The organism is Anaerovibrio lipolyticus DSM 3074 (assembly GCF_900141865.1).
Lineage (GTDB): Bacteria > Bacillota > Negativicutes > Selenomonadales > Selenomonadaceae > Anaerovibrio > Anaerovibrio lipolyticus.
The window spans coordinates 49,297-62,098 of record NZ_FQYW01000016.1; the positions used below are offsets into that span (position 1 = coordinate 49,297).

Sequence of the window (12,802 nt, forward strand, 5' to 3'; positions counted from 1 at the left end):
TGAAAAATAAAAATCATTAATAATTGAAATAAAACGCTATACTGTATCTGTATTTTATACAGTATTTTGTATACTTTATTTTGTTTATAAAAACGGGTATGTTTTTTATTGACTTGTATATTAACCGATGTATAATTATTGGTATGATGAATTGAGGGCATATTCTATTTTTTTAGAGGTTAGGAGGTAATCATATGTTTAAGCGTGTTCTTATTGCCAATCGTGGCGAAATAGCTGTCCGTATTATCCGTGCCTGTCAGGAGCTGGATATCGAAACTATAGCTGTATACTCTGATGCTGATGCCGATGCCCTGCATGTCAGATTGGCGGATAAAGCCGTAAATATCGGACCAGCGGATGCTCAGGAAAGCTATCTTAATAAAGAAGCAATCCTTAACGCTGCAATTCAGACAAAAGCTGATGCTCTTCACCCCGGTTACGGCTTTTTGTCGGAGGATGCAGATTTCGCAGAACAGGTAACAGATGCCGGTATTACATGGATTGGGCCAATGCCGGAAACCATTCGTCTGGTGGGGGATAAGGATATCGCAAGAGCCTCCATAATGCCGTCGGGTATTCCAATGGCCAAGGGCAGCAATCCGCTGAACAGCAACGAGGAAGCCATTAGGAGTGCCAAGGAGGTCGGTTATCCGGTTATTCTGAAGCCAGTTTCAGGTGGTGGAGGCAAAGGAATGTGTGTCGCCCGTGATGAAGAAGACCTGAAAAATATCTTGAAGCTACTGGTGGATATTACGAAAGAAAAATATTATTTCGAGCATTTCATTGAAAGATCACGCCATATTGAGGTACAGGTGGTGGCAGATAACTACGGGGAGGTTCTGCATCTTGGGGAGCGTGAATGCTCCCTGCAACGTCGCAATCAAAAGCTGCTGGAGGAATCACCATCTATTGCACTGACCCAGGATATGCGCAACCGCGTTGGAGCATTGGCTGTTAAGGCCGCAAAAAGTGTTCATTACTCCAATATCGGTACGGTAGAGTTTTTACTGGATTTAGCTGACAATGAATTTTATTTCATGGAAATAAATCCCCGTATCCAAGTTGAGCATGGTATTACGGAAGTAGTAACCGGTATTGACCTGGTACGCACACAAATTTGTATCGCCGCTGGTGAATCCTTGGATTTTACACAGGATGATGTAACTTTCACGGGACACGCCATCGAATGCCGCATCAACGCCGAGGATCCGGATAAAAACTTTATGCCATCCCCTGGACATATTACCTTTCTCCATGAGCCGAGCGGTCCACGGGTACGCTTTGACTCCGGTGTAACAGCGGGTCTGGACATCGAGCCTTATTATGATTCGTTGATTGCAAAAATTATTGTTCACGGACGCAATCGTGGCGATGCCATAAAAATTATGGAGCGTGCTCTGCATGAATTCCACATTGAGGGAGTAAAAACTACTTTGCCACTTCATAACAAAATCCTTCGTGATAATTATTTTCGTACAGGCAATATCGACACACAATTTATAAAAAAACGCATGCCGGCATATGTATCTGCGCCTAAGAAAATGAAGGGTATGAGTGATACTGAATTGGCCAGGGCCATTATCGAAAGTATGTATCTGGCATAACGAGGAAATCACATTAGTCCGGTATAGCCGACACAGTCGATACAAAAGAATATCCGGAATACATCTTTACAAACATTTCCCAGGAAGAATCCTTAGAGGACGATTATGTTTTAGAAAAATATCTCCCATGGAATGTGAACCTGCCAATTGAAGAGTAATGACATTATACTATGACGCAGCCTACGGGCTGCTTTTTATTTGCTGTTGAGGAATACTATACTTTGACGTTTACGGTTTTTTTCTATATTTCTATGGCAAAATTTGGATAGTTGCTGTATAATATATCTATATTTTCACGAAGTAAAGTGTGAAAGAATAAAAGTACGAAAGTGTCATAAACATATAGTATATTAACAGGTGGTGTTTTTATGGTAAATCCTAAGTTAAGGGATGATTTGAACGATCAGCTTTGCGGGGCAGTTTTGAAATTGGAAACTGTGGAGGAGTGCTATCAGTTCTTTGAGGATATTTGTACTATCAGTGAAATAAAGGCTATGAGTCAGCGCCTGGAGGTGGCTCGTATGCTGCAGGATCATCACACCTATGATGACATTGTAAGTCGTACCGGGGCCAGCACAGCTACCATCAGCAGGGTAAAGCGTTGCCTTAATTATGGTGCAGATGGCTATTCACTGGTATTGGATCGCTTAAAGGACAAGAAATAGTATTAAAGCAAGTTGGGCGTAGGAGAAGTGACTATGGAAAATAGAGAAATGGTTTTGGAAATCCCTTATGGTACAAGGGACTTTTTACCTCGTGAGGCTGCCGGTAAGCGTGCCATTGAAGCAGCAATAGCTGAAGAATTCAACCTTTGGGGTTATGATGAAATAGTGACGCCAACCGTTGAATTTTTGGACACTCTTACTATGGGCAATGGCAGTAATTTGGAGCCTCATATGTTTAAGCTCTTTGATAAGAATAACCGTACCATGGCTCTGCGCTACGAGATGACTACTCCTATTGCCAGAGTAGCTGCTTCCCGTATGAAGGAAGATAAGCTGCCATTAAAGCTGTCATATATTAGCTCAGTATTTCGTTACGAGCAGGCCCAGACTGGTCGCCAGTGTGAATTCCATCAGGCAGGGGTTGAGCTGTTGGGCAGTGATAAGGCAACTGCAGATGCAGAGATAATTGCTTTGGCCATTTCTGCCCTAAAAAAGACGGGCCTCAATGACTTTATTATCTGCCTTGGACAGGTGGATTTTATTAATGGACTTATGAAGCAGTGCGGTTTAAGTGCCAAGGAAATGGGCAATATCCGTGCGGCCATTGAAAATCGTGATCTTGTAGGTCTTAATAATATAGCTGATAAGGCAGATATTTCTGATGATGCCAGAAAAATGGTTAAGGAGATTCCTCTTCTTCACGGTAACCGTGAAATTTTGAAGAAGGCTTATTCCATGGTGAACAACGAGCAGTCCCGGAAGGCACTGGATAATCTTTCTGAGATTTGCAATCTTTTGGAAGCCTATGGTGTATCTGAGTATATTACCTTTGATTTGGGTGTAATCCGTGATTTCACCTATTATACAGGTATGGTGTTTGAAGCGTATACACCGGGGCTTGGCTATCCATTGTGTGGTGGCGGCCGTTATGACAATATGCTGACGGATTTTGGCACAGATATGTCAGCCACTGGCTTTGCCTTTGGCATAGAGCGGGTAATGCTGGCCTTGGAGCGTCACGGATTGAAGGCACCACAGACCCAGCGTGATGTGTATGTGGCGTTTGCACCGGGCAAGGAGCCGGAGGCTATAAAGGCAGTTCAGAAGCTGCGTATGGCCGGGGAAGCATGTGAAATGGCCATGGGACCGTCCACCGAACAGGATGCCGAGGAATATCGTGCAGGAAAGGGATATCAGCAATTGATATTCGTGAGATAATGATAAAAAGAATAGTTCAGTTTTTTAAGGGGGTTCTTGCAAAGGGCCCCAATAAGGAAGAACAGAATACAATAAATGACCTGCTGTCCCCTGAGGCTCAGCAGGCCTTTTATCACATGACGGTAGCCGATCAGCGTCATACTCTTCATGTTATGAAAACTGCAGTGGATATTGCTGAAAAGCAGGGGCTGGCCGATTCTATTGACATGGACTTTTTAAAGCGCTGTTGCTTGTTGCATGATATTGGCCGTGGCCCAAGGATGAACAGTATCAGAAAGACCTACGGGGTTTTGCTGGATAAATTTTTCCATGAATGGTCTGTAAATAACAGCCAGTGCTCCAGTGACAGCTACTTTAAGGAAATAATGTACCGTTATTATAATCATCCTGAAATAGGCTGCGGTGAGCTGATGAAGATGGGGATGATTCACGAAGCTGACATTGTGCTTCGTCACCACAACGGAAAAAATGAAGAATTATTAGCTAATGAGCAGGCTGTTCTTAAGGTATTGATGGAAGCGGACAGCTTAAGTTAAGCTGTCTTCAAAAAAATTTAAAAATTTGCAGGATATTATTTTTTTTTATAGAATATTACAAACCGTACGAGATTTATTTATGGAAGAAAGAGGCGGAGAAAGTTATGCGCTACGAAGCAGTAATATTCGATTTAGATGGAACATTGATAAATTCAATAGATGATTTGGCAGACAGCTGTAATGAAATGCTTGCGGCATACGATTTGCCAAAACATGATGTTGAGGCCTATAAATATTTTGTAGGAAATGGCATTGGCAAGCTGGTGGAAAGAGCATTGCCAATTGACAAATCCGAGGACAGAGCCTTTTATGAAAAGGCATTGGCAAAATTTAAAGAGATTTATAACGGTAAGGTGCTGAATAAAACCCGTGCCTATACAGGCGTTCGTGAGCTGCTGCTGAAGCTCATTGAAAAGAATGTTCCTATGGCTGTTTGCACCAACAAGCCAATGGATGCGGCAAAGACAATTATTAGTATTTTGTTTGAGCCAGGTACTTTCAAAATAGTTATGGGGGATCGTCCTGGTCATCCCAGAAAACCAGACCCATCCACTTGTCGGGAAATCTGCAAGGAAATTGGTGTGGAGCCTGAAAAAGTTGTTTATGTAGGAGATAGTGGCGTGGATATGCAGACAGCAGTAAATGCCGGCTTCCTGCCTGTAGGGGCCCGTTGGGGATTCCGCAAGGATGAGGAGCTTTTGAAAAATGGAGCTAAAATGCTTCTTGATAAGCCAACAGATCTTCTCTTTGAGGTACAGTTCAAAAAGTAAGGTCAGCTTAAAAAGTAATTATTAAGGTGTGGCGTCAGCTTTGGATGTTTGTGGTATAATATACCATGCAATTATTTCGAGGGTGACGCCCTCTTTATGTTTTGGAGGAAAATAAATGGCTAAGGTTCCTGTAGAAAAGGGAAAGCAATACAATATAAAAATCAATAGCTTGGGTAGCAGCGGTGAAGGCGTGGGCCGTATTGAAGGCTTCACTGTTTTTGTTGTGGGTGGTCTTCCTGAGGAGGAGCTTACTGTAAAGATTACTGAGGTGAAGAAAAGCTATGCCACAGGCAAGCTGGTGAAGGTGTTAAAGCCAAGTCCTGATCGTGTGGTGCCTTCCTGTGGTATTTACAAGGAGTGCGGTGGCTGCCAGCTGCAGCATCTTTCCTATGAAGGACAGCTAAAGGCCAAGCATCAGCAGGTGAAGGATGCCATGGAACGTATAGGCCATCTCAAGAATCTCCCTGTGTTGCCTACCATTGGAGCCAAGGAGCCATGGTATTACCGCAATAAGGTGGCATTTCCTGTAGGTCGTGAAAAGGGCAAGACTATTATTGGATGCTTTGCCCAGGGAACTCATAAGATTATTGATTCCTCTGACTGTATGATTCAGGATAAAATCAATAACGAGGCCATCAGTGCAGTACGCGAGGTAATAGATAAGCTGAATATTCCTGTATACGATGAGGACCGTCATACTGGTGTAATGCGCCATGTGGTGGCCCGTACTGGGGAAAATGGACAGCTTATGGTGGTGCTGGTTACTGCTACCAAGCAGCTGAGTCGTGAAAAGGAGATTATCAAGATGCTTCGCAGCCGTCTGCCTCAGATGGTTAGCCTTCAGCAGAATATCCAGACCTATAGAAATAATGTTATATTGGGCCGGGAGACTAAGCTGTTGTGGGGACGTCCAACTATTAAGGCTAAGCTGGGGAAGTTCAGCTTTAATGTTTCTGCCCGTTCCTTTTTCCAGGTTAATACCAAGCAGGCGGAGGTACTTTATGACAAGGCACTGGAGTTTGCTCAGCTGACTGGGAAAGAAACAGTAATTGATGCTTATTGCGGTACGGGTACTATCAGCCTTTATCTAGCCCAGAAGGCCCGTAAGGTTTATGGAGTAGAAATTGTAAGTCCGGCCATTAAGGATGCAGAGAAAAACGCCCGGGAAAATAATGTAAAGAACGCAGAGTTTATTGTGGGCGATTGCACCAAGGTAATGCCAAGACTCTATAATCAGGGGATTCGCCCAGATGTAATTGTGGTGGATCCGCCAAGAGCCGGCTGTACTGAAGTGGTTTTAAAGACCTTCGCCAATATGCAGCCAAATCGTATTGTCTATGTATCCTGCAACCCAGCCACCTTGGCAAGGGATCTGGAAATATTGGACAAGCTTGGTTATAAGGCTGAAAAAGTCCAGCCAGTGGATATGTTTGTGGCCAGCAGCCACGTTGAGAGCATAGCACTAATTAACAAAAAACAAAAGTGACGTAAACCCTTGTCGTATAAGGCTTCATGGCATATTTGTGACATATAAAAATAAAGAATTATGCTGTGCCAGAAAGACGGCATTTTAGTGATTTTCAGCAGAGCAGCATACTCAAAACGATAGTTGGGTATGTTGCTCTGCTGATTTTTTGCATTAGGGTAGAGTATGTGGTACTGCTATTGGCATAGTTGGGAATGTGGGGACGATGTTGTTCTGAAACGATAAACATTCCTACTTTGGAATAGGCATGATTACTGGGGTGGGATAGATATGTTTATGGCACCTAGCCTTTTTTATAAGTTGGGTATGCGGGAGTGCTAGAATGTTGAGATGATGTTAGAATGTAGAGTAGTGCATAATGGATCAGCTTGGATATGATGTGGAACTGACATATAATAAAAATGATGCACATTGATGCTGTGGCAAATCGGGATTTGAGGGGGAACAAAATATGAACAACATATTAGAAACAAATTTACACTTAACTCACGCACCTGTCTCTATCAAAGATTTCAACCGTATAAAGAAAGCACCTGTACTCGATTCTGAACTCTGGAAAGAGAAAGAAAGCCTCGACAAGGCTTCCCTCTATATTATAGGTAAACGAGAAGTGCCAGTTTTCGTTCCGCGAAGGGAAATATCAGATAAATCTTGCTTAATCCTTGACGTTGAGGTGGGTAAAGCATCCTTCCGCATCTTCATCCCCGCATTGACAAATTCAAAATATTCTTTGAACGGCTTTGCAGGAATAAAAACGGAACCGGAAGGATTGGAGAAAGCGCAGAAAGTATGGCTGTTCGCTTTTAATGATAAGGGTGAAGCTGTTTCCAATATTGGATTTACTTTTGATGAACTGATTTATTATTGTAGTAATGACATGTTCCAAATTAACATGCAGAACGATTTTACCTCAGCGATTACCTACGATGTTCTTTATGTAGGAGAGTGTGTCGGGGAGAAGCTGACACAGCGGTTTAAGGCACATCATGCCTTACAGGATATGCTTATAGAAGAGAAAGTAATATCACCCAGTTTTGATAAAAGTGAAGAACTTATATTGATGCCGTTTACCATCGATTCCTATATGTGTACGATGCTCACGGGATTCAGTTCAGAGAATGACTGGATGAAAGCACTCACCGGGGATTTCGATGTAACATCTAACCAGATAAGCCTTGATGCAGAAAAGGCTCTCGTTCATGGCATGAATCCAAAGTATAACCAAATACGATTTAAGGACTATCCGTTTTCAATGGATGGTCTGTATAACTCCGATGCCAGTGTATTTTGCTACTCAATCGCGGAGAACATAATTTTGAAGTATGACGAAGGGAACATCACAGGCTGTCCAGAAACGGCATTTGCTTCATCCATTGTGGGAGATAAAGACGGGTACACTAAAGTCTTCGTTCCGGGCGAGGACAAGACTGAACGATATGCGAAAAAATGGTATGCCGAACATGAGAAGCGAATGATTGAAGAAGGTTAGACATTCAAAAACTCGGATAGTTAACACGCTGACGGGTGTATATGACGTTCACAAAAGGTTCTTTCGCAAATTCCAGTTTGTAGAGATTGTGGCACCTTTATAGTAAGAAAATAGAGTGGTGGATTATGGATAGAGAATTACCACGTCAGGACGAAATTTGGCGACATTTTAAGAATAAGCTGTACCGTATAGTTGCCATTGCTCAGCACACCGAGACTGAAGAACAACTGGTAGTGTATCAGGCCATGTATGGCAATAATGGGTTTTATGCCAGACCGCTGGATATGTTTATGAGTGAAGTGGATCGGGAGAAGTATCCAGATGTTGAGCAGGAATATAGATTTGAGCGGATTGAATAGTATGGACTTACATGAAATATTTTTACCGTATTTGGCCATCATTAATGTTATTGCTATTGTAGTTTATGGTTGTGATAAGCTGTGTGCTATACAGCATAGGTGGAGAGTGCCAGAAAAGACACTGTTGGCCATTGCTGTAGTGGGAGGTAGCTTAGGGGCATGCTTAAGGCAAAGGATGGAGACTTCTTTATCACAGATTGGCTTAGAAATAGAAATACCCTTGAGTATATTGGTATTTGGGAGAAGGTATATAATCCGAATTTTAATTATGGCGAATTCGCCACAATTAGAAATCAATCAGGATTAAATAGCTTTAAGATAAGCGTTAAAGAGTTTGTGGCAAAAACGAATGCGATATGTATCCAGGCTAAAGCTGGCAGATCCGTTCTACGGTGCACCAGTGATGCTCCAGAAATTGATTACGATTCAGGGCAGTATCTAGAAGATATTGTAAGATCAATGATTGAAGAAGAAACTAAAAACATAATAAATGGCTTATCTGACTACCTTAAATTTGTTTTTAAAGCATGGGATGATGAGCATGAAGAAGAACCGGATTTATTGAGTTATAATATGGTGTATTCAGAAGTTTGTAGACGTGCTGATGAAGAGTGTTTTCCTTCGGATGAATGGGCGGAAGATAAATACTGGTGGAGTTTTAGACATCCTTTGGATAACGAAGTTAAGAGACTACGCGAAAAAGTTGATTATGATGATGCCAGAAATAAAAAGTGGAATAAAAAATCGGGCCCTCACAATAGTGAAGGTCCGATCCTTTTAGTTACCAAGTAATACCTATCAATTGATTGGAATTTCATGGGAGATTTCTTCCACAGGAGTGGATAGCTTTGGCATGGTAATCGTTAAGATACCATCCTTGAACTCAGCGTTGCATTTATTCTCATCGATGTTATCGATGTAGAATGAACGGCTCATGCTGCCGCAGTAGCGCTCACGGCGAATGAAATTGCCCTGATCATCCTTTTCATCCTTTGATTCTTCCTTGTTGGCAGAGATGGAAAGATAATTGTCTTTATAGGAAAGGTGTACATCTTCCTTGGCCAAGCCAGGCAACTCAGCCTTGAGTTCGTAGCTGTCACCATTATCCTTCACATCCACGTTGAAGGACTTGCCACTAAAACCTGTGTCGCTGAAGATGCTTGCAATAGGTTGACTCATCCAGTTGAACAGGCGATCGAAGCCGTCTTCCTCACGTGCCAAATCATTTCTCATTGCGAATGGAACTAAGCCTAACATAATAACGATCCCCTTTCATTTAGATAATTGATTAATTTGGTGAGGTAGGGATTTCTTCTTTTCCCCTTCCTCGATTCTTATTATATACTTATAAGTCAAAAAGTCAATAAGTCAAAACGTAAAAGTGTAAAAATTTTCATGTATGGATTTTAGCAGGGGAAAATGGCTTTATAATAAGGAAAAATATGAACAATGGCGATATAATATAGACAAAGAAGAGTGTTGTGTATAGAGGGGAGGTAGTCAGTATGCGGGTTTTAATAACGGATTCTTATGATCAGATGGGATTGGAGGCAGCCAAGATTGTAGCCGGTCAGATTTATTTAAAGCCCAACAGCGTATTGGGATTGGCTACCGGCAGTACACCCCTTTCTATGTATGAACGGCTTGTGGCGGTACACAGGACAGTTGGATTGGATTTTTCCGAGGTAACCACCTTTAATTTGGATGAATATATTGGTATGGGACCGGACAATCCTCAAAGCTATCACTATTTTATGCAGGAGCATTTCTTTAAGCATATTAATATAAAACCGGAAAATGTCCATATTCCCAATGGCATGGCCCAGGATGTAATAGCCGAGGGAGAGCGTTATGAGCAGCTTATAGCTGCCAAAGGCGGAATAGATTTGCAGGTATTGGGAATCGGGCAAAATGCCCATATTGGCTTTAATGAGCCTGATGTTAAATTTGCGGCCACAACCCATAAGGTGGAGCTGGACGAGGAAACTATACTGGACAATTCCAGATTTTTTAATAATGTGGATGAAGTGCCAAGGTATGCTATCAGCATGGGGATAAAGACTATAATGATGGCTGAGCATGTTGTATTGCTGGCTAATGGCAAGAATAAGGCAAGGGCGGTCTATAAGGCTGTTTGTGGTGATGTTACCCCAGAGGCACCAGCTTCAATTTTGCAGCTGCATAGAGATGTGGTGGTTATTTTGGATAAAGAGGCAGCAGAGCTGCTGCCGGCAAATTTTGTTAGCATCTGATAATTGTGTAGCTGTAAATCGGAGTTTGTAGGGGCTATGGATATGGACTGGAAAGACCGGGAGAAAAGCTAGGATCAGGATTCCTGATGATACAGAGAGAGCTAAGATTGAGACCGGATTAGGATTATTAGGAGAAAACAAAATGGACTATGAGTATGCTAAAGAGAAGGATATAAAAGAGCTGTATGATCTCCAGCTGCGTGCATTTGAAAGCGAAGCTGAGATGATCAACAGCAGGAATGTGCCTGCCCTGATGGAGTCGTATGAGGAGAACCGCGCAGACTTCATCAACTGGACAGTCCTGATCAAGCGGGATGATTCAGGGAAAATAATAGGTGCTGTAAGATGCAGGGAGAACGGCGATCACATCGAAATCGGTCGTGTTATGGTTGCGCAGGAACACAGGAACAGGGGTATAGCGACCGACCTGATGACAGCAGTTGAAGAAATGACACAGGCAAAAGCTTTTGAGCTTTATACATGTACAAAAAGCTATATCAATATCAACCTGTACGAGAAGCTAGGCTATAAGATATATAAGGTGGAGCAAGGTCCCAGCGATCTTTCATTTGCATATATGAGAAAAACGCTTGATTAGGCTGACAAATTCCAGTTTGTAGAGATGGTGGCACTTTTATGCGGATGCCTGTCCTGTGGTAAAGCAAATAGAGAATTCAGCATTATGCTATAATATGGAGCAGAGAGCAGGGGAGGGATAAACTTGCCTAATATAGAAGAAACAGCTAGAGCTTTGCGAAAAAGAGGATATGAGGTATCGTGTTTTGAAACAGGAGAGGAAGCAGCGCAGTATCTGGATGGAAAAATTGATGGATATACGGTCGGTTTTGGCGATTCAGAAACTTTGCTTGCGTTAGATATGTATAATCGTCTTTCAAAGCATAATAAGGTTCATGATCCTATGCACCGACAGGATGGAAAAGGATTTTATGCCACGGCTCGGGACTGTCTGACTACGGAAATATTCCTGACATCTGTAAATGGTATCGCAGAAACAGGGGAAATGGTGAATATTGATGGGACGGGTAATCGGGTTGCTGGTTCCCTTTATGGGCATCGTAAGGTGTATTTTGTTGTTGGTAGGAACAAGATAGCACCTACTCTTGAAGAAGCTGCGAATAGAGCTAGAAATATTGCTGCCCCTATGAATGCCGCTCGTCATCAATATAAAACACCATGTGCTGTACATGAGGATCATTGCTATAATTGCAGCAGTACTGACCGGATATGTAATGCGCAGGTTATATATTGGCGTAAGATGAATCATATGGATATGGAAGTTGTTCTGATAAATGAGGACTTTGGTTTTTAGGAGTTTTATATTATGGACAGAGAATTACCACACCAGGATGAAATCTGGCATCATTTCAAGAATAAACTATATAAGATTGTTGCCATTGCCCAGCACACCGAAACTGATGAACAGCTTGTGGTGTATCAGGCCATGTATGGCGATGAGGGGATTTATGCAAGACCGCTTGATATGTTTATGAGTGAAGTGGACCGTAAGAAGTATCCTAAGGTTGAGCAACAATATAGATTTGTGAGAGTAGAATAGTATGGACTTACATGAAATTGTTTTACAGTATTTGGTTATAATCAATATTGCGACAGTTATAATTTATGGTTGGGATAATCTGTGTGCTATACAGCATTTAACATTATAATTTAATTGCCTCCTGGCTTCGGCTGGGAGTTTTTTGTGAATTACGCCTTGCAAGCAGGGAGTTTTTTCCAATCATCCAAAGGCTATATAACAGATGGACAGGTATGTGCTTGTAATCTAATTATTGATTTTAATAACTCGCGATATGAACAAGCCATTATAATTACGTTGTTATTCATCATTTCTTGTATTTGAACTATGTTTATAGGAACTTAATAAGGCCTTTGAGTCTTGCTGACCATGTCAAAACTGCCCAAGAAGTCGAGAGTATTCGAGGACTGATTGGATGCAGTTGACGGCTGAGTCGGTAGCACTAATTAACAGAAAATAAAAATGCCATAAGCCATTGTCCTATAAGGCTTTATGGCATATTTTAGACATATAAAAATAAGGAATGAAGCTGTGCCAGAAAGACAGCATTTTAGTGATTTTCAACAGGGTAACATACTCAAAGTGATAGTTGGGTATGTTGCTCTGTTGATTTTTTGCATTAAGGTAGAGTATGTGGTACTGCTATTGGCATAATTGGGAATGTGGGGACGATGTTGTTCTGAAACTATAAACATATCAACTCTGGAATAGGTATGGTTACTGGGGCGGGATAGATATGTTTATGGCACCTAGCCTTTTTTATAAGTTGGGCATGTGGGAGTGCTAGGAGGTTGAGATGATGTTAGAATGTAAAATGGTACATAATGGATTTGCTTGGCTATGATGTGGAACTGCCATATAATAAAAA

General features: G+C 41.8%; 14 protein-coding genes and 1 pseudogene. 14 read left to right on the forward strand and 1 reads right to left on the reverse strand.

Annotation, left to right across the window (positions count from 1 at the left end; genetic code table 11):
- Nucleotides 1-194: 194 nt before the first annotated feature.
- The 10 genes and pseudogenes from B6K08_RS09715 (at nt 195) to B6K08_RS14100 (ending at nt 8,919) form a co-directional block, all read left to right on the forward strand.
- A complete protein-coding gene (locus B6K08_RS09715; protein WP_039205813.1) occupies nt 195-1,604 on the forward strand; it encodes an acetyl-CoA carboxylase biotin carboxylase subunit in 1,410 nt (469 codons plus the stop codon).
- A 368-nt stretch (nt 1,605-1,972) separates the two neighbouring features.
- The gene (locus tag B6K08_RS09720; protein WP_039205811.1) at nt 1,973-2,269 is read left to right on the forward strand and encodes a YerC/YecD family TrpR-related protein; all 297 of its coding nucleotides are present in this window, start codon (nt 1,973-1,975) and stop codon (nt 2,267-2,269) included.
- 33 nt (nt 2,270-2,302) lie between these two features.
- Nucleotides 2,303-3,487, forward strand: coding sequence for an ATP phosphoribosyltransferase regulatory subunit (gene hisZ / locus B6K08_RS09725; protein WP_039205810.1), 1,185 nt, complete (start codon nt 2,303-2,305; stop codon nt 3,485-3,487).
- Nucleotides 3,487-4,023, forward strand: coding sequence for an HD domain-containing protein (locus B6K08_RS09730; RefSeq protein ID WP_039205809.1), 537 nt, complete (start codon nt 3,487-3,489; stop codon nt 4,021-4,023). The genes hisZ and B6K08_RS09730 overlap by 1 nt, the downstream gene beginning before the upstream one ends.
- Nucleotides 4,024-4,127: 104 nt before the next feature.
- Nucleotides 4,128-4,793, forward strand: coding sequence for an HAD family hydrolase (locus tag B6K08_RS09735; protein ID WP_039205807.1), 666 nt, complete (start codon nt 4,128-4,130; stop codon nt 4,791-4,793).
- 115 nt (nt 4,794-4,908) lie between these two features.
- Nucleotides 4,909-6,279: a 23S rRNA (uracil(1939)-C(5))-methyltransferase RlmD gene (rlmD, locus tag B6K08_RS09740; protein ID WP_039205806.1), complete on the forward strand. Its 1,371-nt coding sequence runs from the start codon at nt 4,909-4,911 to the stop codon at nt 6,277-6,279.
- Between the two features lie 451 nt (nt 6,280-6,730).
- On the forward strand, nt 6,731-7,768 hold the full coding sequence (locus B6K08_RS09745; protein WP_039205805.1) for a hypothetical protein: 1,038 nt from the start codon (nt 6,731-6,733) through the stop codon (nt 7,766-7,768).
- Between the two features lie 125 nt (nt 7,769-7,893).
- Complete coding sequence (locus B6K08_RS09750; RefSeq protein ID WP_039205803.1) at nt 7,894-8,127, forward strand: DUF1653 domain-containing protein; 234 nt, start codon at nt 7,894-7,896, stop codon at nt 8,125-8,127.
- 1 nt (nt 8,128) lies between these two features.
- Nucleotides 8,129-8,242: pseudogene (locus B6K08_RS14095) on the forward strand (DUF1294 domain-containing protein); the annotation flags it as partial.
- A 44-nt stretch (nt 8,243-8,286) separates the two neighbouring features.
- Nucleotides 8,287-8,919 carry a KilA-N domain-containing protein gene (locus tag B6K08_RS14100; RefSeq protein ID WP_052211694.1) on the forward strand — a complete coding sequence of 211 codons (633 nt, stop codon included), beginning with the start codon at nt 8,287-8,289 and terminating at the stop codon, nt 8,917-8,919.
- A 6-nt stretch (nt 8,920-8,925) separates the two neighbouring features.
- On the opposite strand, the gene B6K08_RS09765 is transcribed toward B6K08_RS14100, so the two are convergent.
- On the reverse strand, nt 8,926-9,384 hold the full coding sequence (locus B6K08_RS09765) for an Hsp20/alpha crystallin family protein (protein WP_080326045.1): 459 nt from the start codon (nt 9,382-9,384) through the stop codon (nt 8,926-8,928).
- A 248-nt stretch (nt 9,385-9,632) separates the two neighbouring features.
- Between B6K08_RS09765 and nagB the strand changes: the two genes are divergently transcribed.
- The 4 genes from nagB (at nt 9,633) to B6K08_RS09785 (ending at nt 11,955) form a co-directional block, all read left to right on the forward strand.
- On the forward strand, nt 9,633-10,379 hold the full coding sequence (gene nagB / locus B6K08_RS09770; RefSeq protein ID WP_039205800.1) for a glucosamine-6-phosphate deaminase: 747 nt from the start codon (nt 9,633-9,635) through the stop codon (nt 10,377-10,379).
- 142 nt (nt 10,380-10,521) lie between these two features.
- The gene (locus tag B6K08_RS09775) at nt 10,522-10,977 is read left to right on the forward strand and encodes a GNAT family N-acetyltransferase (RefSeq protein WP_039205799.1); all 456 of its coding nucleotides are present in this window, start codon (nt 10,522-10,524) and stop codon (nt 10,975-10,977) included.
- Between the two features lie 123 nt (nt 10,978-11,100).
- Nucleotides 11,101-11,709, forward strand: coding sequence for a lactate utilization protein (locus B6K08_RS09780; protein WP_039205797.1), 609 nt, complete (start codon nt 11,101-11,103; stop codon nt 11,707-11,709).
- Between the two features lie 12 nt (nt 11,710-11,721).
- Nucleotides 11,722-11,955 carry a DUF1653 domain-containing protein gene (locus B6K08_RS09785; protein WP_039205795.1) on the forward strand — a complete coding sequence of 78 codons (234 nt, stop codon included), beginning with the start codon at nt 11,722-11,724 and terminating at the stop codon, nt 11,953-11,955.
- Nucleotides 11,956-12,802: the final 847 nt, after the last annotated feature.